Source organism: Thermostichus sp. MS-CIW-40, assembly GCF_054058315.1.
Genome location: NZ_JBSSAC010000051.1, coordinates 1 through 19,820 on the forward strand (window position 1 = coordinate 1; position 19,820 = coordinate 19,820).

Sequence of the window (19,820 nt, forward strand, 5' to 3'; positions counted from 1 at the left end):
GAAGACTTCTTTACTACTGATCAATCCATCCTCCTTCCGAAGTTGGTTTGCTAAGTGCTGCTATTGTACCCCTTGAGCCCTTAACAGGCTGTATTAGTCTTTTTATGGCCATTTTTGATAAAGGATATAGCAAGTCGCAAGTTGAGAGCGCTAAGAAGCTACAGGAAGAGGCAAAATCAGTAATAGCCCAGATAGAGAAAGATAGGAACTCGAAGCTTTCCCAGCTTGAGCTTCACTGTAGAAGTAGGATCGATCATTTTAAAGCTGTCCCTATCGAATCTATATCCCCATTTTATAAGTGGGCTGAGTGGGGAGGATCAGCTATTTTTGCTAACTGCAATGAAGGAAAAGGCAGATGCTAAAAGCCTAGAAGAAAACTTGAAGATAGCGGCTGGAGTTGGTGTGGGTATTGGCATACTAGCCGCCTTATTTGGGCTGGGAGGTGGATTTCACCCATTCTGAATCTCAAGAAGAGGCAAAACACTGCTTCATCTCCTGCAGCACCTGGGCATCTTGAGAGGCCGTTCTCGCGCCCGCTTGAGCAGCCCAGCACTTAAGACTCTCGATTTGGTCGCGGGCAATCGAGGCCAAAGGCACGGTTTCGCGGATGGCCTGCAGGATATCCTCTTGGGTAAAGTCCCGCCGGGCGCCGCTGCCACTGCCCCCAAAGGCGTTGTACATGGCATCTACGATGGCTTGCTCGATCTCGGCCCCGCTGAAGTCCTGAGCTGTGGCTGCCAAGGCTTCCAGGTCGAACTCCCGCAGGCGGCTGGGGCGCAACCGCTGCAAATGCACCCGGAAGATCTCTTTGCGCTCAGCGTGGGTGGGCAGGTTCAAGAAGAAAATCTCGTCAAAGCGGCCCTTGCGCAACAGCTCTGGCGGCAGCAGCGGCACGTTGTTGGCAGTGGCCACAATGAAAACGGGGCTGGTCTTCTCCTGCATCCAGGTAATCAGGCTGCCAAACACCCGGCGGCTGGTACCAGAATCTCCATCGGCACTGCTGGTGATGTTGCCAAAGGCTTTGTCGATCTCGTCGATCCAAAGCACGCAGGGGGCCATCGCCTCTGCCAGTTGGATCATCTGCCGCACCCGGCTTTCCGACTCGCCGACGATGCCGGCAAACAGCCGCCCGGCATCCAATCTCAGCAGGGGCAGCCGCCACTCATTGGCGATGGTCTTGGCGGAGAGGGATTTGCCGGTGCCCTGGATCCCGACCAGCAGCACGCCTTTGGGGTTGGGCAGGCCATAGCGCCGCGCCTCTTCGGTAAAGGCTTCCTGGCGCACCCGCACCCAGGCCTTGAGATTATCTAGGCCCCCCACGCTTTTGAGGGTCTCGCGGGCGGTGAAAAACTCCAGGATGCCGGTTTGGCGGATGGCCTGCTTTTTTTCCTCTAGCACCAGGTCGATATCGGCTTCATTGACCTCCTGCTTGGCGGCCAAAGCGCGGGCCAAAACGCGGCGAATACGTTCTCGGCTCAGCCCTTGACAGGCTTTGACCAGTTGCTCGCGGGCTAGAGGGGTAAGCTTGAGCTTATCTGGAGCCACATAGAGCTGGATGAGGCGGCTGATCTCTTCGCTATTGGGCAGGGGAATATCGACGACGGTGATCTCCTCCGTCAGGTCGCTGGGCACTTCCAGGGTGTGGCTGAGCAGGATCAGCATCTTGCGGGTGCGCTTGAGCTCGCGGCTGAGGTTTTTCAGCTCCCGGATGATGGGAGCGTTTTTGTCGCTGCTGGCGTTGCGCAACACAAAGTGCAGATCCCGCAGCACAAACAGGGTGTCCTCGTTGGGGGCAGAGCGCCACACCCGCCCCAGAGCTGCCATGATGGAGCCCCGATCCTCGCCTGTATCTTGCCAGCCCCGCACCAAGTCCCAGAACAACAATTGCCGCGGTGGGTCTGTCCGTCTGGCTACTTGGGTTAGCACGGCATCGGCAGGCTCTTCTTCTGGAGAGACCAAGTAAACCAGGGGGTAGCGGGCCCGGATCATCAAATCCAGCTCTGTCACCAGCCCTGCTTGCAGCTCCGCCGGGATCTCGACCAGGGCAGGATCCCTGCTGTCTGGATTTGTTTTTCTTGCGGCTTCTGTCATCGCCTCTGGAGTTTAGAACATCCTTACTTCATCTTCCTCTCACTTGTTCAGAAACCATTTGGATTGGAACAGCCAATAAGCAGCAAAATGCTCACGGTTGAGCTTCACGGTTGATCTTTAGGATAGGGCAGGGATCCCTTGCAGTTCGGCCAGCATGGTGCGGGCTGTCTGGGTGGGATCGGCAGCTTCCATCAAAGCCCGCACCACAGCTACACGGGTGGCCCCAGCTCGACGCACCTCGGGCAGGTTGTGGGGATCGATGCCGCCGATGGCAAACCAGGGCAGGTGGGCTTTCTCGGCAGCCAGGCGCACATACTCCAGGCCGGCAGGGGGTTTCTCCGCTTTGGTGGGGGTGGGGTAAACGGGGCCGACGCCGATGTAGTCCACGTCGCTGTTCAGGGCTTGGGCCAGCTCTTCGGCATTGGTGGTGGACAGGCCAATGAGCCGCTGGGATCCCAGGAGGTGCCGAGCTTGGGCGACCGGCAGATCCGTCTGGCCCAGGTGAACCCCATCAGCCTGGCTGACCAGAGCCAAGTCCACCCGGTCGTTGACGATCATCAGCGCCTGGTAGCGGTCGCACAGCTGCCGCAGCTGTTTGAGATCCCGCAGCATCTCGCCGTCGGGGAGGTTTTTGCGGCGATATTGCACCAGGGTCACCCCGCCCCGCAGGGATTTTTCCACCACCTCTAGCCAGTGGGGCACAGGGCTGGTCACCAAATAAAGATGGGCTGCCAGGAGACGCTGCCGCAGGGATCCGCCCAGCAGTTCACTTTCCAAGACGTAGAGCCGATAGCGCATGTCTTTGGCCAGCTTGGCCAGGCCAGGGGCCACCCAGTGGTGGGATTCGGCCAACTTGCCGTATTCTTCTAACACCCGCAGGGCTTCTTGCACACGGCTGCAATTGGCTTGCAAGAGGTGGCGGAGATCCCGCCGTTGCTCCTCTTGGGGGTGGGAGATCTGGGTGCCTGGATCGGCGGGGGTATCGCGGGCCAAACGCAGGGGATCGCTGTGCCAGCGGGCTAGGGCTTGGCGCATGGCCTTGCATTCGGCAGAGAGCTCTCCCTCTTCCAGGCCGAAACGAAACCATTCTTCCAATACCCGTAGTCCTTCACGAGCTCGATCGAGGTTGGCATCCAGAATACGGGCGACGGCCTGGGGTTTCATGTTCCCTATACGTGGGAAGAGAGTTGCTTAATTTTTACCAAAAAAATGCGCCTAAAGCCCCGTCCTACCCTTAGCCGGAAGCAAGTCAGTAGGGTGGAGAGTAGTCAATTCACTGTAAATCACTGTAAATCGGAATGGTTTCCCTGAGGCTGTCCTTGGCCCTGAGGAGAAAGAGGGTGATGCCATAAGGCGTTAAGAAAGGCTTGCTGCGGCGTGTGTCCCCAGGCGAAGGCCCGTGGGCCGGCCCCTTCCGGCAAGTAGGCCCAAGCATAGCGCTCGCAGGCGGGAAAATAGCGGATCTCCCACCAAGTTCCCCCTACAGGCACATCTTTCACTGCCCGCAAGAAAGGGCCGCGATGGCGGGTGAGGCGCTCTTCTATAAAGTAGGGGCCTTCCAGCTGAAGGGCTTCTACCGCTGCAATAAGCTCGGCTCGTTGTCGCTCATTTCGGATCATCTCCCGGGTTCCCCTCTTGGATTGGCTCTATTCTATGAGGAGATTTCTGGTGAGCTGGGGGATCCCTCTTGATTCAGCCCAGATTGCGCCTACGGCAAGCTGTGGAAACCCAATGGAATCCGACAAACCCCCCGCAGGTGCTGTGTCTGAGCAATGGACACGGGGAAGATGAGGTGGGCAGTCGCCTTGCTGTTGCCCTAGTCCAACTGGGGATCCCGGTGCAAGCCTTGCCGATTGTGGGAGAAGGGACAGCCTACCAACGCCAAGGGATCCCCCTGCTGCCCATTGCCCAGGTGATGCCGTCGGGGGGGTTTATTTATCAGGATTGGCGGCAGTTGTGGCGGGATTTGCGGGCCGGTTTGCTGGGGCTGACGGGGCGGCAATTGGCGTTGGTTCGGCGGGCAGCAGCCCAGAGGAACCTGGTGCTGGCGGTGGGGGATATTGTGCCCTTGCTGATGGCGTGGTGGAGTGGGATCCCCTACGTCTTTGTGGGCACGGCCAAGTCGGACTATTACTGGCGAGATGAACGGGGGCCCTACCGACGCCCCTGGATCCCTTTTGGGCAGCCGATTTCCGATTACCTGCCCTGGGAGCGCTGGCTGATGGCCCACCGACGCTGCCTGGGTTCTTTTTTGCGGGATGAGCTGACGGCTACAGCTTTGCAAAAACGGGGCCTAAGGGCCTTTTACCTGGGCAACCCGATGATGGATGGCCTAGAGCCACGCGGGACATTGCCTTTGGATCCCCACCGACCGGCCTTGCTGCTCTTGCCCGGATCCCGTCCGCCGGAAGCCTATCGCAACTGGGCTCTGATGATGCAGGTGGTGGAGCGGCTCCCAAAGGAGCTGCAAGTCTATGCTGCCCTCAGCCCCAACCTGGAGCGAGACCCGCTTCAGGCTCGGATCCCATCTCAGCGCAGCGATGTGCTTCTGGTTTGGGGGGACTTCGGGGCCTGTGCCCAACGAGCAACAGTGGTGCTGGCCATGGCGGGAACGGCTACCGAGCAATGTGTGGGCTTGGGAAAACCGGTGGTGACCCTGCCGGGAGAGGGACCGCAGTTTACCCCGCGCTTTGCCGAAGCACAGACTCGTCTTTTGGGATCCGCCGTCCACCTGACCTCAGTGGAGCAGGCTCCCGCCGTGGTTGGCCGGATTCTGGAACGCCTGGCCGCCGATCCCAACTACGCGGCTGAGTTGCGGGCCCATGGACGCCGCCGCATGGGATCCCCAGGGGCCGCCCGGCGCATTGCCGCTCAACTTCGAGATTGGCTCAAGCCAGCCGGCCCGACTTTGGAACCGTTCGAGCCAGACACATTGTGAAATATATTGTGAAATGGGGAGCAGGTCGTTAACAGGCCCGACTTATTGCTGTTAAGTTTAGTTTTCCGTTTTTAAGTATTTGATGGCCTTGAACCTTCTTTTGGGGTTGGAGAGCAGTTGGTGGATCCCTTGCTATGGGTGGGCGGGAGCAGCTTTGGCCATTCCCTGGGCAACGGGGTGGGTCAAGCGCAGTGGCCCGCGTCCGGCAGCTTACCTCAACATCCTTCTGACTTTTGCCGCCTTTGCCCATGGCCTTTGGCTGTTGCGGCAGGTTTGGGGTCGGGATCCCCAGATCTTGAACTACCTCTGGTTTCGGGTGGCCGATCTGGATTTGACTCTGTCTTTGGAGATCTCGCCTCTGACAATGGGGGCCGTCGTCTGGATCAGCGGTTTGAGCCTGCTGGCCCAGATCTATGCGCTGGGGTATTTGGATAAGGACTGGGGCCTGGGTCGCTTTGCCGCTCTAATGGGCTTTTTCGAGGGGGGAATGACAGGGATCGCCCTCAGCGACTCGCTGTTTTTCAGCTATGCCCTGCTGGAGATGCTCACCCTTTCCACCTATTTGCTGGTGGGCTTTTGGTACGCCCAGCCTCTGGTGGTGACGGCGGCGCGGGATGCGTTTTTAACCAAGCGGGTAGGAGATCTGCTGCTGCTGATGGGGGTGGTGGCAATTTCCAACTTTTCTGGGGCCTTGACCTTTTCCGGCCTGCGGGACTGGGCGGCTACGACTAGCTTGGATCCCACCTGGGCAGCTTGGATGGGCTTGGCCTTGATGGCGGGGCCCTTGGGCAAATGCGCTCAATTTCCGCTGCACCTGTGGCTGGACGAGGCGATGGAAGCGCCCAACCCGGCTTCGATTTTGCGCAATTCGGCAGTGGTGGCCTGCGGGGCTTTTGTGCTGATTAAGCTGCAACCGCTACTGGCCCTGTCGCCGATTACGAATGGGGTCTTGGTGGCCATCGGCACGATCACAGCCCTGGGCGGATCCCTGGTGGCCTTGGCGCAAATCGATATCAAACGCACCTTCTCCTACTCCACGAGTGCCTACTTGGGGTTGGTGTTTGTGGCAGTGGGAATGCAGCAGCCGGAGCTGGCCCTGGAGTTGCTGCTGATGCACGGCCTGGCTAAGGCGTTGCTGTTTATGGGGGTGGGATCCCTCATCTACACCACCTCTACCCAAGATTTGACAGAGCTGGGGGGCCTGCGCAGCCGCATGCCGGCCACGGTGGCCGCTTTTGCCGTGGGATCCCTGGGGATGGTGGCTCTGCTGCCCCTAGGGTGCTTTTGGACGCTGACCCGCCTGGCGCTGGTCTACAGCGGGGTGCAGCCGGCCCTGGTGGGGGTGCTGCTGCTGGTGAATGGGCTGACGGCTCTCAACCTGGCGCGGGTGTTTGGCCTGGTCTTTTTGGGATCCCCTCAACCCAAAACCCGCCGGGCCCCTGAGGTGGGCTGGCTGATGGCTCTGCCCATGGGCATCCTGACGGTGCAAACCTTGCTCATGCCCTGGCTGTTGGGGCGCTGGGGGCTCTATCCCGACTGGAACCCGCAGCTGAGGTGGATGGCGGCTCTGCTGACGGCTGCTGGGCTGGTGGGGGCAGCCATTGGCGGCTGGCTGTACTGGGGGGACCAACGGAGGGTATATCTGCCCTGGCCGGAGTTGCAGGATCTGCTGGCCCACGACTTTTACACGGGGCACCTCTACCAAGCCCTGGTGGTGCAACCGGTCAGCGCCCTCTCCCGCGGATTGGAGTGGCTGGATCGCAACGGAGTGGACGGCTTGGTGAACGGGGTGAGCCTGGCCTTTTTCTTCAGCGGCGAAGCCCTCAAGTACACCCTGTCGGGGCGGATGCAACTCTATGTGCTGGTGATTGTCATCGGGATGGTGTTGGTTACAGCTTGGCTACTGCGTTCGCCCCATTTGGGGTTGGCCTATTGATGGGAGAGAGCCATGTTGAGCCTTTTGATTGGGATCCCGTTGTTGGGGAGCATCTTGATTGGGTTGATTCCCGAGCAGGCGGGGAAGGGCTTGCACCGGGCTTTGGCCTTGGGGTTTGGGTGGGTTTTGTTTGGCCTGAGCGCGGGGCTGTTGCTGATCTTTGACCCCCACCTTGGATCCCTGCAATTGGCGGAAAAGATGGCCTGGATCCCCCAGTTGGGCTTGGTTTACGAGTTGGGAGTCGATGGGATCTCTCTGCCTTTGGTGGTGATGACCGGGCTACTGGTGCTGATGGCCATTTGGGCCAGCGGCCAGGTGGAGCGGCCCCGCCTCTACTACAGCTTGGTGCTTATGCTGGCGGCAGCGGTGGCCGGAGCTTTTTTGGCTCAGAATTTGCTGCTGTTTTTCCTGTTCTATGAAGTGGAGCTGATCCCCCTGTATTTGCTCATCGCCATCTGGGGAGGGCCGCGCCGCACCTATGCCGCCACCAAGTTTTTGGTTTACACCGCTCTGTCGGGGATCCTCCTCTTGATTGGCTTTTTCGGCCTCAGTTGGCTGAGCGATGCCCACAGCTTTACCTACACCGTCCTGCAGGCCCACCCTTTACCTCGGCTGTCGCAGATCCTTTTGCTCATTCCCATTCTGCTGGGCCTGGCCATCAAGATCCCCTTGGTGCCCTTCCACACCTGGTTGCCGGATGCCCATGTGGAGGCTTCCACCCCCATTTCCGTGTTGCTGGCGGGTTTGCTTTTGAAGTTGGGCACCTACGGCCTGGTGCGCTTTGGCCTGCAGCTCTTACCGGATGCCTGGGATCAAGCCGGGCCCTGGCTGGCCGGTTGGGCGGTGGTTAACGTGCTCTATGGATCCCTGAACGCCTTGGTGCAGCAGGATATGAAAAAGCTGGTGGCCTACAGCTCCATTGCCCACATGGGCTACATCCTCTTGGCTGTAGCAGCAGCCACTCCCCTCTCCCTGGTGGGATCCATCTTTCAGATGGTCAGCCATGGCCTCATCTCCTCGCTGCTGTTTCTTCTGGTGGGAGCCGTCTATGCCAACACCGGCACACGGGATCTCAAGCTGCTGCGGGGATTGCTCAACCCGGAGCGGGGCTTACCGCTTATTGGCAGCTTGATGGTGCTAGGGGTGATGGCCAGTGGCGGCACACCGGGCATGGTGGGCTTTATAGCTGAGTTCACCCTCTTTCGGGGCAGCTTTGCCGTCTTTCCCCTGCAAACGCTCCTGTGCATGGTGGGGACGGGATTGACGGCGGCCTATTTTCTGCTGATGGTGAACCGTGTCTTTTTTGGGCGCCTCTCGCAAGTGGCCATAGCCATGCAACGCCACGCCACTGAAGAGCGCGTGCCTGCTGTTGTTTTGGCAACGCTGGTGGTGTTACTGGGCCTGCAGCCTAGCTGGGCAACCCGCTGGGTGGAGTCCACCACCTTGGCCTTGGCCAAGGCTAACCTAGCTGGTGTTGCAGGACTGGTCACTGCCTTTCAGTTTGGGTTGTCTTCCTTTTGATGATTTGATGAGATCGACGGAGTTTCTTTTGCTCCCATGACTGCCACTCTTGCTCCTGCTCCTTCCTGCTTCTTTCTGGCCGGCTTATCTCCTCTGGAGCAACTGCAACTGGCTCCTATTGTCCAGCGCCTAGAGGCAGGGGGAGCCCTTGTGCCGGATGCCCCTGCCAATCGCCTAGAGGTCATTGGCATCCTGCATAGCTACGGCGAGGTGCTGGATGCCTATTCGCGCAATTTGATCTTTATTGCCGACCACCAATTTTTGGAGCTTTTTCCGGCGTTCAAGTATTTCAACGGCGAGATTACCCTGGGCAAATGGCTGCGCTACCTGTGGCATGACCGCATCAACTACGAGTTTGCCGAATACTGCATGAAGGCTATGCTCTGGCATGGGGGAGGGGGGCTAGACCGCTACCTGGATACCCCTGAATTTGTCGAGCGGGCCAAGAGAGCCATCCGGGCCAAAATCCGCTTCAATCCCTTCTTGCAGGGCTTGGGGATCTTGTTTCCCGACTTTGCTCTAGAACAGGTGCGCATGCTGGCTATGTACAGCGGCTTGGGCCAGTTTTGGCGGGTGATGAGCGATATTTTCCTGGCGCTGGCCAAGCGCTCTGAGACAGAACCCCACCTCACCATTCCCGACGTGGTGGCTCACATCCAGCAGGGGTTGGTGGCAGCTGCCGACAAGCCTATCACCTACGCTCCCTGCATCTGGGGCCGCCGCTACGAGATCATCCCTCTCTCGGCGGGTCTGACTTTCCTATCAGATACGGCTATCCCCTATGTGGAAGCGGTGTTTTTCCGCTCCTTTCCCTTTATGGGCACGGTTTCCTACAACGCCCAGGCCCACCAGATCCCGGCTGAGCAGGCTGACTTTGCCTACGGCGCCCTCTACGCCGATCCGCTGCCGGTAGGCAGCGCTGGGATCCCGCCTACCCTGTTGATGCAGGATATGATGCGCCACCTGCCCCCCTACTTGCGAGAGCACTACCGCCGCCAGCCTCGCGGGGATGATGACCTGCGGGTGAAAATCTGCCTTAGCTTCCAAAAGGCCATGTTCTGTGTTACCACTGCCGCCCTGCGGGCTCTTGCCCCCTTCCCTCTGGAAACTCAGGATCCCCAGCAGCAAATGGCCAACCGCAAGTTTCTGGCTCCTTGGCTGCAGCGCCTGCTGGGATCCCGTCTGTTAAAGGTGCAGGAAGAAAGGGTTGAGGCCTAGCTGAGCTGGGAACTGCTACTTTTGGTTACTGGAAGGGGGATCCCCTTTTCGGATACAATATCTGCGCCCAGTTGAGCAATGGGGTGGCGTAGCCAAGTGGTAAGGCAGAGGTCTGCAAAACCTCTATGCGCCAGTTCGAATCTGGCCGCCACCTTTTAAACCTTACTTGCATCCCAAGCAGGGCAAGCATGAAAGACAAGCTGATATTGATGATCCCCGGCCCCACTCCCGTTCCCGAGAGTGCGCTGCTGGCGATGGCACGAGGGCCCATCGAGCACCGCAGCAAAGAGTTCACCGCCATTTTGGAAGAGGTCACCGATGGGTTGCGCTGGCTGCACCAAACCACCTCCGATGTGTTTGTCTTTTCCGCCAGTGGCACTGGTGCCATGGAAGCCGGGATCCTCAACACCCTCAGCCCTGGGGATCGGGTTTTGGTGGGGGTGAACGGCAAGTTTGGGGAGCGCTGGGCGGAAATGTCCGAGCAGTTTGGCCTTCAGTGTGAGCGGGTGGAAACCCCCTGGGGGATCCCTTACCCCGTCGAGATCTTCCAAGAAAAGCTGGCTGCCGACCGGGAAAAAACCATCAAAGCTGTTATCCTCACCCACTCGGAAACTTCCAGCGGCGTAGCCAACGATGTACAAGCCATTGCTGCTGCTGCTCGCGAGCATGGGGAAGCCCTCGTCCTGGTGGATGGGGTCACCAGCGTGGGGGCAATGCCGGTGCTGATGGACGAATGGGGCTTGGATGTGGTGGCCTCGGGATCCCAGAAGGGCTATATGATCCCACCAGGGCTGGGATTTGTGGCCGTCAGCCCGCGGGCCATGGCCGCTACGGAGCGCTCTAGGTTTCCCAAGTACTACTGGAGCTTTAAGCTGGCGCAAAAGGCCCTGCGCCAAGGCACCACTCCCTTTACACCGGCGGTGAACCTGTTTTACGCCCTGCAGGTTACCCTGCGCATGATGCGCGCAGAAGGGTTGGAAGCCATCTACCGGCGTCATGCCAAGCTGGCCCAGGCCACCCGTGCTGGCGTCAAGGCTCTGGGGCTAAAGCTCTTGGTTGATCCAGAGTCAGCGGCCAGTCCTTCGGTAACAGCTGTACTCGCTCCCGAAGGGATCAACGCTGACACCATCCGCAGCACCTTGAAGAAACACTTCGACATCGCCCTTGCCGCTGGACAAGACCACCTCAAGGGCAAAATCTTCCGCATTGGCCATTTGGGCTTTGTGAGTGACCGCGATGTGCTGATGACCTTGGCTGCTCTGGAGTCAGCTTTACACACCGTGGGCTACAGCGACTTCACCCCAGGGGCGGGAACTCGCGCCGCCGAGGAAGTATTGGCCCACGGCTTCTGAGCCCCCAGCTCAGCTAGAAATCGCAGGAGCCCCGCACTGTACCCGTAGGGTCAGTGCCGGGAGGAATGCGCTTTGATGAAGTACAATGGACCTATGAGCCAAGTCCTGACCATATCCTGTAAGCTCAAGGCGTTCCCGTCACAAGCCGCCAAATTGGACGCGACGATGGATGTCTTTGTGCAGGCATTGAACTGGGTCAACCAGAACACGCCGGAGAAGATCGTCAACGCGGTTAAACTGCAATCCCTTTGCTACTACGAGATTCGAGCCCGGTTCGGCTTGTCCAGTAACTTGGCTCAACAGGTGTGCAGACGGGTGGCAGGCGCTCGCAAAGTGGCGAGACAGCGCAACCGTCCGGTTAAAGAGTTCAAGCGTAGGTTCGTTACCTACGACGCACGTATCTTTTCATTCCGCGAGAAAGACTGGACGGTGTCGCTGACCACGGTGGAAGGGAGAGAACGCTTTGAGCTAGCCATTGGTAACTACCAGCGTGGGATGCTGGCTGGCTCTAACCCCAAATCGGCCACCCTAGTCCAGCGGAAGGATGGCTCCTACTACATCCAGATTTGCGTAGAGAAAAAGCCACCCAAGCAGCAAGATACCGACAGGGTGATCGGGGTGGACTTGGGCAGGACGGATATCGCCCATACGTCAGAGGGGGACAATTGGAATGGACAGCAGTTGAACCGAGTCCGCGACCACTACTCCAAGCTGAGGGCGGCACTCCAACGCAAAGCCAGTAAGGGCACACGCAGTTCGCGGCGCAGATGCCGTCAACTGTTGCAACGGCTGTCTGGCAAGGAGAGACGCTTTCAAGTGTGGGTCAATCATCGCATCTCCAAAGTTATTGTCTCCAGGGCAAAAGCTACCAACAGCGCTATCGCCCTGGAAGACCTGACAGGGATCCGAGAAAGGGTCAATCAACAGCCGCGGAGCAAAGCCGAACGGCGCAGGGCCAACGGTTGGGCGTTTTATCAACTCCGTCATTTTCTGGAGTACAAGGCTCTGCGTGCAGGGGTTGCCTTGATTCTGGTACCGCCTGCCTACACGTCGCAGACCTGCCACCGGTGTTTGCACATTCATCCCGACCCTGCGCAATCCTACCGCAGTGGAAAGAAGTTTAAGTGTGGACACTGTGGATGGGAAGGGGATGCGGATTTGAATGGTGCGAATGTGATTGCGCTTTTGGGGGCTGCTGTAAACCAGCCTAGAGGTTCGTGGTTGGCTTGCCAACTGCAGGGCTACCGAAAGCCCGCCCTGTACTGCGAAGCAGTCAGGGTCGGGTAGTTTACTAGTCTTTGACCCATAGCACTGACCCTTGCCCCTGGCTACAATGGGGGGACATGCTTAATAAAACTTCAGAACCCAAGGGTGGCTATGGTTGTCAGCTTGGAACGGGATCCCTGCGTGGTGCCTTCTGCTGGGGAGTTGCGGCAGGTGCTACAGGGGGTTGGCCCTCGTTCTTGTCCCTTGCAGTACAACTTTCACCTACACACTCGTTGTTCGGATGGGCAGATGGATCCCGTGGATCTGGCGGAGCAGGCGCGCCGGCACGGCCTCAAGGGCCTAGCCATCACCGATCACCACACCCTGAAGGGCTACGAGCGAGCCCGCGCCCACCTGGATCGTCCCGACGACCCCATCCTGTGGCCGGGGATCGAGATCACAGCCAACCTGTTGGGCTGTGAAGTGCATATTCTGGGCTACGGCTTCGATCCCACCGATAGCGTCCTGGATCCCTTTGCCCAAGGGGAGCAGGTTCCCGGCTTGCCCGCCGCCGACGCGATCCAGGCCATTCAAGCGGCAGGAGGCTTGGCGGTGTTGGCCCATCCCTTTCGCTATTGCCTGCCTGCAGAGGAAATTGTCCCAGCAGCAGCGGAGTTGGGAATAGATGGCCTTGAGGTCTACTACGCCTACAAAAACCCGGAGATTTGGATCCCTAGCCCAGAAGTGACGGAGAAAGCGGAAGAGTTGGCCGAGGCCTACGGACTTTTGAAAACCTGCGGCACCGACTCTCACGGCCCCAGTATCCTGAGGCGGATTTGAGCCAGGCTACCCAGAACAAGCTGCTACGGGCGTGGATAGAGCAGCTGACCAAGCCGGCGCAACTGCTCTGCAGTGCCCATACACAGCAGCAGATCCCCCGGCTGCAACAGGGTTTCTCCGCTGGGGCCACCGATCAACTGGCCATCGGCCCGCCGGATTGCCACCACTAAAGCTCCGGATCGGTTGCGCAAATCGGCTTTCCGTAGGGTTTGCCCGACATAAGGACATTCTTGGGCTGCCAGCTCGTACTCCTCCAGGTAGAAAGTGCGATCCCGACCGGCAAGGATGCCATCCACAAAGTCCACAACCCGAGGACGCAGGGCAGCCGCCGCCATGCGTTTTCCGCCCGTGATGTAAGGAGAAATGGCATGGGCAACGCCCGCCCGCTGCAGTTTTTGCAAAGCCTCCTCCGTATTGGCGCGGGCAATGGTGCGAATGCGGGGGTTCAAGGTGCGGGCCGACAAGACCACGTAGAGGTTCTCGGCATCGGAAGACAGGGCGGCAATCAGCCCCTCCGCCTGTTGCACCCGCGCTTCGAGCAAAGTGGCATCTAGAGTACTATCCCCCTGGAGAGCCACATATCCCAGCTCTTGAGCCACCTGAATCGCCTCAGCAGACTGATCGATCACCAAAAATGGCACCCCTTCTGCTCGAAACTCTTGGGCCACCTGCCGGCCAATGCGCCCGAAACCGCAAATGATGTAGTGGTTGTTCAGCGCTTCCATCTGTTTCTTCCATTTCCGTTGCCGGATCCCTTCCTGAAAATGTCCCTGGATGAGGGCCTCTGTAAAGCGATTCACCATGAAGCCGATGCTCAAGACCCCCATCAGGATCAAGGCCACCGTAAATAAACGCCCCCGCTCCCCCAGCGGCCCCACCTCCATGAAGCCCACGGTGGTTAGGGTGATAACGGTCATGTAAAAAGCTTCCACCCAAGGCCACTGCTCCACCCCGTGGTACCAGAGGGTGCCGATCAGCACCACACACACCAATGCCCCCACACCCAAGCCGAGGTCTCGCCGGATCCCGGGATCCCTTTTGGCAGCCTGGAAGGGGGGACGAGCAGAAGCCATAGAGCCCAGCCAGATCTAGCCCAGGAAAAGGAAGCAAGAACTAGAATGGGGAAGAACCTGTTGTTGATCGGTAACAAGCGGAGTGCTGATGCCTGAATACATCAAGGTGGAATATCGGATCGACAAAAACGGACAGGTTACCGAGACCGTACTGAACGGTTCTGGCTCCAGTTGTACCCTAGCTACCGCCGGCTTGGAATCGGCGCTCGGAGCCGTGCAGAAACGGGAGCTCTTGCCGGAGTTTCACCAACTGACTGAAATTGAGAGGGAGTCTGAGGTCTCCTTGAAGCAAACCTGCTGACCCCATATCCATTTGCTCAGGGTTCTCACCGTCTCCTCATTTTTTCTTTTTGCTTCCCTTCCCGGCCGTATTGCCGGCCCGTGCCGCTCCAACCGCAGCCTGAAACAGCCAAACAGCCAATGGAGCAGCGACAACCAAGATGATGCTGGTGGGGCCGACGCCAAAATCCGGCTCGCCAGAAGCCAACTCGAAAATTGAGCCAACAGCAGCAATGGCGCTGAGGCAGGAAACGGCCAAGAGCAGGTAACCTTTAACGCTGGTGGTCATAGAGAACCCGTTTGTGGACTAAACTTGTGCGGCTCGAAGACAAGCCGGTTAGATGCGTATTCATTCGCTAAAAAGCCCTCCCACTCCTGAGAGGGCTAACTTTTATGCTAAAGGCAGGGATCCCTGTCCAGCAAGGCAAAACCAAAAGTGGGATCCCTAGAAGTTCAGCACTTGGGGTGTGGATTTAGCCGTTCACGATGATCTTGCCGACCATTCCGGCCCCACGGTGGGGCGTGCAGTAGTAGGTGTACTCACCTGGAGGAACATCAACAAAAGCCGACTCCACCACCTGCTTAGGAGCAGTGAGCAGTGCCTTGTGGGAGAGCTTGGCGGCCAGAGCCGCATCTCCACCGGGCACCTTGTCGAAGACAACATTGTGTGGGTAGACCTTGTTGTTCACCCACTGGACGGTATCCCCTTGATTGATGGTGAGAGAAGGCGGATCGTAGACCAACTGGGCTTTGTCGGATCCCATTTTGACAATGTAGGTCTCGGCAGCAGCAGGGTTGGACAAGAACGCCACAGCCAACCCCCCAACCACAAGGCTGAGCAGGATGAGCTGCAAACGCTTCACCAGGTTAAAAACTAGAGACATGGATTCCTCTCAAAACGCAACAGCAGCTATCCCGGACTTTGCGGCTCGGTTGTTCCCTTGTATGCAGTGAAGAGAACCCAGCCAGGCGGAGGGACAGCAGGGACACTTGGATTCCTAATGTTCATTATAAGGGGGCTCATCCCAAAATAGAGCATGCCCACCCATGGAGCGGCAACATCCATTCTTTACAGAAGACCACAGCAGACAGAACCTGTCAAACAGCAGAACTCTCTCGCGGGTCTATAGCAACACTTTTGCTAGGCAACCCGATGCGGCTGGATCCCCAACCACTTGGGGTGGAGCATCTTGGCAGTTGGCGAGCGTGCGCAGGGAACCGAGAGCCAGTTTTCCGGGTCGTCCTCATCTCTACCCAAAAGTGCTTCGCAAAGTTTCGCAAAGTAGAGATTCTTTTTCCGTGGGATCCCTTAAAGTCCAAGAGTGTCTTGCCTAACAAATCCGTAGGGTTGTCGATGCACAAGAAGGGCAAATCATCCTAATCTCAAAGAGCAGGTTCTTGGATGCTGCTGGTCGGTATTCCTTTGAGATTCCTCAATAACATCACCTGAAAGTCAGTTGGTTGTTCAGCCCTCACCAAAATAGGGAGTCTGTTAAGATGAGCGTACAGCGTTCACCCGTAGTTGGTCCAAGCAAGAGTCGGCTTGCAACAAGTTTAGAATCGACGGATCAGCGGCTTAACATTCAAATCTTGGCCCGGTGTATTGGCACTGCCTTGAACCTGGGCGCTCCTCTCAGGGTTGAAGTGCACTACACCTCACAAGCTCGGTAGCAAGGTTTTCTTGGCAGGCCGCTCTAGGGGCACAGCTGCTACTATGGTTTGTGCTTGCCTGGGGCTAGAGTGATTTTTGGGCTTCTTATTTCGTTGTATGTCCGTATAGTCACTGCTGGCTGGAACAGCACACCTGAGGTCTCTCTAGAAGAGAGGAGCTGGGCATAAGCCGACGATTTTAGTCTGGCTGGATTGAGACAACTCTATTCACTACATCATCACATAGTCATTTCAAGTTAGATTAAGACACTTTACTAATTGCTACGCAGTGCCGTCCAAACGCTCTGCGCCGCTTCCGCAACCACCCCCAACCCCTCTCCCATAGGGAGAGAGGAGCTAGGAAGCAACACAACGGAAAAGTCTCCTTCCTGCTTAAAGTGTGCTTAAAGTGATTGTATTTAGCAATGCGCAATGCAGCTTCTGTGGGGCAGGGATCCCGTTCGTCCAAAGCCTTAGGGCTGAAAAACCTGCAGGTCATATTAAACTGCGTGCGGAGTCTACAGAGCTAGTTCTGAACAATCCCCTGGATGATGGCTTCCGTAAGGCGGTCTAATCCTCCCAGGTCAGCTCTCTCGTTTTGGGAAAAGGGGTGAGGACAGTCGCCCAGCAGGCCGGAGAGCAGGGGAACTCAAACTGGTCAGAGCAGCCACAAGCACTTGGCCCAGAAAACCTTCTGCCAAGGGGGCACGGCGCTCTCAGTTGGCTTAACATTATTTCATGACTGGGCTTGGCCTTCACCTTGTCGAGGGCAGCTGGCCCGCCCAGGGTTCGGCTCAACTTCCTTCCCATTGCAGGCAAAACGACCATGGTAGGCATCTTCAAGCGCTTTTTCGGCTCGCGCGGCAAAGCTGCGGCCACGTCCTCACCGGAAACTGTTGCTAAGCCAACCCCAAAGAAAGCGAAAAACGACAATACTTTTTTTCTCGACCCAGATGAAGCCAAAACCCTTGGCAACATCGAGTACATGCGCACCCCCAGGATCGTGAAGCACACCTTCCAGGATTTCGGCAGTAAGGAGAAGGTGGAGGTGGTGGAGCAGGTCTCTTCCCTCGGTAAAGTTAAGTTGTCCGCAGAGGCAGCCAAAACTCCTGAAACTGCTGTTGAGCAGGGATCCTCCGCTTCAAGCAGCAGCGGAGTAAGCCCACGCCGTCAAGGGGGATCGGACATGGATACCTTCCGCAATATGGCCCGCAGCCTAAAACGCAAATAAGCCAAACTCAGGTTGATCCCTGTCAGAGCCAACCAGAGGCTGGATCCCAGCTTTCCTCTTCGCAGCAGCGACAGGCGTGATACAACTGCTATCGAACCGGCTAATCTGCGACTGAACTGAGGAGGAGCAATGGCGATTAAGCGAGGCACCTTGGTGCGGGCTATCCGCGAGAAACTGGAGGGTAGCTTAGAAGCGCAGGCAAGCGATCCTTTTATTCCCAACTACGTTTTCGAGACCCCCGGAGAAGTCGTGGATATCAAAGGTGACTACCTGCAGATTAAGTTTGGGGCTGTTCCCACCCCTACGGTTTGGCTGCGGGCGGATCAGGTTCAGGAGATGGCGGGTTGAGTAGAAGCACGGAATGTTCCCCATCTGCATACCCCGTGATGGGGTGAAGGGGGATCCATGGCACTCCTGGCTGCTCCCAACCGTGAACAAATCCTGCAGCGTAGGCAGCTTTTGCGTCGGCAACGGCGCAGCCGATTCTGGCAGGGATCCTGGCGCCTGACCGGTTCGATGACCCTCTTGGCGCTGCTGGTGCTGGGCCTACGGCAGCCCCACTGGCAAATTCGTCAGCCAGAACAGATTCAGGTAAAGGGTGCCCACTGGGTCGATCCCGCCTGGATACGGGCACAATTGCCCCTGCAGTATCCCCTCAACATTTGGCAGGTGCAACCGGCTGTTTTGGAAAGGGCTTTGCTGGGATCCCCGACCCGCCCCTCTCCCATCGAAAGCGTCCAGGTGCAGCGACGGCTGCTGCCGGTGGGGGTAATCGTCCAGGTGCGAGAACGGCAACCTGTGGCGCGCGCGCGATGGGGCGACCAGATGGGCTGGGTGGATGTCCAGGGCAACTGGCTGTCTCCGGATCCCTACCGTTCCCCCAAGTCTTGGCCTGAGCTGGAGCTGCTGGGCTGGGAGAACCACACCCCAGAGCAATGGGCGCTGTTGCTCAGGGCTTTACAGCAGTCTGAAATTCAGATCAGGGCAGTGGATTGGCAATCTGGAGCGGGGATCACCCTGCATACTGAGCTGGGCAACGTCTACCTGGGGCCGATTTCCGACCGCTTGCCCTTGCAAATTCAGACCCTCAACCAAATGCGGGATCTGCGCCGCTACTGCGAGTGTACGCCCGACGACATCGTCCACATTGACCTGACCAGCCCCAGTGTGCCCACCTTGCAACTTACCCCCACGGCCACCCAGGAGCGCTGGAAAGACGTGCGGATGCCCTAGCTTTGCTATGAACCCGGTGCCGGCGGTGGAGGTGAACCAATTGTGGACAGCTTATCCCGGTCATCCGCCGGTGCTGCAAGGGCTGGATCTACGGGTCGAGGTTGGGCAACATCTGGGGGTGATCGGCCCCAATGGCGCGGGTAAAACTACCCTGTTCCTCACCCTCTGCGGCCTGTTGCCCCCCTGCTCTGGCCAGGTGAGTTTGTTTGGCCAGCCGCTGCGGCCCGGCCAGTTTCGCCCTGAGGTGGGGTTGGTGTTTCAGGATCCCAACGACCAACTGTTTGCCCCATCGGTGGCCGAAGATGTGGCCTTCGGACTGCGCAATTTGGCCCGTCCTGAGGCGGAGATTGCGGCTGCCGTTCAGGCCGCCCTGCAGATGACCGGCACCCTCCATTTGGCCGATCGTCCCCCCCATCACCTCTCTGGTGGGGAAAAGCGCATGGTTGCCATTGCCGGGATCCTGGCGATGCAGCCCCAGTTGGTGCTCTACGATGAGCCGACAGCCAACCTCGATTTGCGAGCCCGGCGCCGGTTGATAGTTTTTTTGCAACAGGCCGCCCACACTTTTCTGCTGGCTTCCCACGATCTGGAGCTGATCCTGGAGGTGTGCGATCAGGTCATCCTGTTGGATCAAGGGCGGATCTGGGCCCAGGGATCCCCAGCCCACCTGATGGGCCAAGCCGACCTCATGGAAGCCCACGGCCTGGAAGTGCCCCCCTCACTGCGCCGATGATCCAGGAGTCGATGAGCGGTGAAAGTTGAAAAGATGTCAAGAATTATTTTTGAATTGATAACAATTTTGCCTCTCTTAATAAAAAGCTATCGTGCTAATTAAAAATATTGATTTTCGTCCAGGATTGAGTGGGGATATCATTTTGTTAAGTCGGGGATCCCTTCTCTGAGTCGTCCTAATCGATTTTGTATGATCGATTGTGTACAAGAAAGATGTGGACTTAGCTCAGAGTTGGCAGCTTTGCCCGCCTGAGTGACAGTTGCGGTTAACCCTGATGGCTCCTACAACCTGTTCTGACTTCAGTCGGAGGTCTGTGGCTCAGAGCCTTCTCCCCTCAGAGGGGGGTCTCTGGTGGCTGGGGTAGGTGTCGCCGGGAAAAGCTGTCAATCGAGATTTGGGCAGAGGATCTCTCTGATGAAATCGAAAGGAGCATGACTCTAGTCAATAATAAGCTCAACTATACTGAAAATAATGTATAATATGTTCAGTACGGATTACTACCAGTTGATCTTTCTGTTT

18 protein-coding genes and 1 tRNA gene are annotated in these 19,820 nt (G+C 57.8%); 13 read left to right on the forward strand and 6 right to left on the reverse strand.

Annotation, left to right across the window (positions count from 1 at the left end; genetic code table 11):
- Positions 1–465 precede the first annotated feature (465 nt).
- The 3 genes from ACVWXF_RS12450 to ACVWXF_RS12460 all read right to left on the reverse strand — a co-directional run bounded on the left by ACVWXF_RS12450 (position 466) and on the right by ACVWXF_RS12460 (position 3,710).
- Complete coding sequence (locus tag ACVWXF_RS12450; RefSeq protein ID WP_414427521.1) at positions 466–1,989, reverse strand: AAA family ATPase; 1,524 nt, start codon at positions 1,987–1,989, stop codon at positions 466–468.
- 219 nt (positions 1,990–2,208) lie between these two features.
- On the reverse strand, positions 2,209–3,255 hold the full coding sequence (locus tag ACVWXF_RS12455; RefSeq protein ID WP_414350712.1) for a thiamine phosphate synthase: 1,047 nt from the start codon (positions 3,253–3,255) through the stop codon (positions 2,209–2,211).
- A 119-nt stretch (positions 3,256–3,374) separates the two neighbouring features.
- Complete coding sequence (locus tag ACVWXF_RS12460) at positions 3,375–3,710, reverse strand: hypothetical protein (RefSeq protein ID WP_457385737.1); 336 nt, start codon at positions 3,708–3,710, stop codon at positions 3,375–3,377.
- Positions 3,711–3,811: 101 nt separating this feature from the next.
- Between ACVWXF_RS12460 and ACVWXF_RS12465 the strand changes: the two genes are divergently transcribed.
- The 8 genes from ACVWXF_RS12465 (at position 3,812) to ACVWXF_RS12500 (ending at position 13,102) form a co-directional block, all read left to right on the forward strand.
- A complete protein-coding gene (locus tag ACVWXF_RS12465; protein WP_457474552.1) occupies positions 3,812–5,029 on the forward strand; it encodes a lipid-A-disaccharide synthase-related protein in 1,218 nt (405 codons plus the stop codon).
- An 82-nt stretch (positions 5,030–5,111) separates the two neighbouring features.
- Entirely contained in the window at positions 5,112–6,965 is a 1,854-nt protein-coding gene (locus ACVWXF_RS12470) for an NAD(P)H-quinone oxidoreductase subunit F (protein ID WP_457474546.1), read from the forward strand.
- A 12-nt stretch (positions 6,966–6,977) separates the two neighbouring features.
- Entirely contained in the window at positions 6,978–8,486 is a 1,509-nt protein-coding gene (locus tag ACVWXF_RS12475) for an NADH-quinone oxidoreductase subunit M (protein ID WP_457474547.1), read from the forward strand.
- A gap of 36 nt (positions 8,487–8,522) precedes the next feature.
- Entirely contained in the window at positions 8,523–9,704 is a 1,182-nt protein-coding gene (locus tag ACVWXF_RS12480) for a CO2 hydration protein (protein ID WP_457474548.1), read from the forward strand.
- A gap of 82 nt (positions 9,705–9,786) precedes the next feature.
- Positions 9,787–9,858: transfer RNA gene (locus tag ACVWXF_RS12485), tRNA-Cys, on the forward strand.
- A gap of 34 nt (positions 9,859–9,892) precedes the next feature.
- Positions 9,893–11,056, forward strand: a complete 1,164-nt coding sequence (locus tag ACVWXF_RS12490; RefSeq protein WP_414380850.1) for a pyridoxal-phosphate-dependent aminotransferase family protein — start codon at positions 9,893–9,895, stop codon at positions 11,054–11,056.
- A gap of 93 nt (positions 11,057–11,149) precedes the next feature.
- Positions 11,150–12,343 (forward strand): RNA-guided endonuclease InsQ/TnpB family protein, encoded by a 1,194-nt coding sequence (locus ACVWXF_RS12495; RefSeq protein WP_457474549.1) that lies wholly within the window; start codon positions 11,150–11,152, stop codon positions 12,341–12,343.
- 90 nt (positions 12,344–12,433) lie between these two features.
- A complete protein-coding gene (locus ACVWXF_RS12500; protein ID WP_414390406.1) occupies positions 12,434–13,102 on the forward strand; it encodes a PHP domain-containing protein in 669 nt (222 codons plus the stop codon).
- A 23-nt stretch (positions 13,103–13,125) separates the two neighbouring features.
- On the opposite strand, the gene ACVWXF_RS12505 is transcribed toward ACVWXF_RS12500, so the two are convergent.
- The gene (locus tag ACVWXF_RS12505) at positions 13,126–14,175 is read right to left on the reverse strand and encodes a potassium channel family protein (RefSeq protein WP_011433404.1); all 1,050 of its coding nucleotides are present in this window, start codon (positions 14,173–14,175) and stop codon (positions 13,126–13,128) included.
- Between the two features lie 88 nt (positions 14,176–14,263).
- Between ACVWXF_RS12505 and ACVWXF_RS12510 the strand changes: the two genes are divergently transcribed.
- Positions 14,264–14,476 carry a DUF2997 domain-containing protein gene (locus ACVWXF_RS12510; RefSeq protein WP_414421570.1) on the forward strand — a complete coding sequence of 71 codons (213 nt, stop codon included), beginning with the start codon at positions 14,264–14,266 and terminating at the stop codon, positions 14,474–14,476.
- A gap of 36 nt (positions 14,477–14,512) precedes the next feature.
- Here ACVWXF_RS12510 and ACVWXF_RS12515 read toward each other — a convergent pair whose 3' ends face one another.
- Both ACVWXF_RS12515 and petE read right to left on the reverse strand, forming a co-directional pair.
- On the reverse strand, positions 14,513–14,743 hold the full coding sequence (locus ACVWXF_RS12515; RefSeq protein ID WP_011433402.1) for a hypothetical protein: 231 nt from the start codon (positions 14,741–14,743) through the stop codon (positions 14,513–14,515).
- 184 nt (positions 14,744–14,927) lie between these two features.
- Positions 14,928–15,338, reverse strand: a complete 411-nt coding sequence (gene petE, locus ACVWXF_RS12520) for a plastocyanin (RefSeq protein WP_011433401.1) — start codon at positions 15,336–15,338, stop codon at positions 14,928–14,930.
- 1,592 nt (positions 15,339–16,930) lie between these two features.
- On the opposite strand from petE, the gene ACVWXF_RS12525 reads away from it, so the two are divergent.
- The 4 genes from ACVWXF_RS12525 to ACVWXF_RS12540 all read left to right on the forward strand — a co-directional run bounded on the left by ACVWXF_RS12525 (position 16,931) and on the right by ACVWXF_RS12540 (position 19,301).
- Entirely contained in the window at positions 16,931–17,335 is a 405-nt protein-coding gene (locus ACVWXF_RS12525; RefSeq protein WP_457474550.1) for a hypothetical protein, read from the forward strand.
- Positions 17,336–17,464: 129 nt separating this feature from the next.
- Entirely contained in the window at positions 17,465–17,683 is a 219-nt protein-coding gene (gene ndhO / locus ACVWXF_RS12530) for an NAD(P)H-quinone oxidoreductase subunit O (RefSeq protein WP_011433398.1), read from the forward strand.
- Between the two features lie 57 nt (positions 17,684–17,740).
- The gene (locus ACVWXF_RS12535) at positions 17,741–18,568 is read left to right on the forward strand and encodes a cell division protein FtsQ/DivIB (RefSeq protein WP_457474551.1); all 828 of its coding nucleotides are present in this window, start codon (positions 17,741–17,743) and stop codon (positions 18,566–18,568) included.
- Positions 18,569–18,575: 7 nt separating this feature from the next.
- Entirely contained in the window at positions 18,576–19,301 is a 726-nt protein-coding gene (locus tag ACVWXF_RS12540) for an energy-coupling factor ABC transporter ATP-binding protein (protein WP_414373739.1), read from the forward strand.
- The last annotated feature ends 519 nt before the right edge of the window (positions 19,302–19,820 follow it).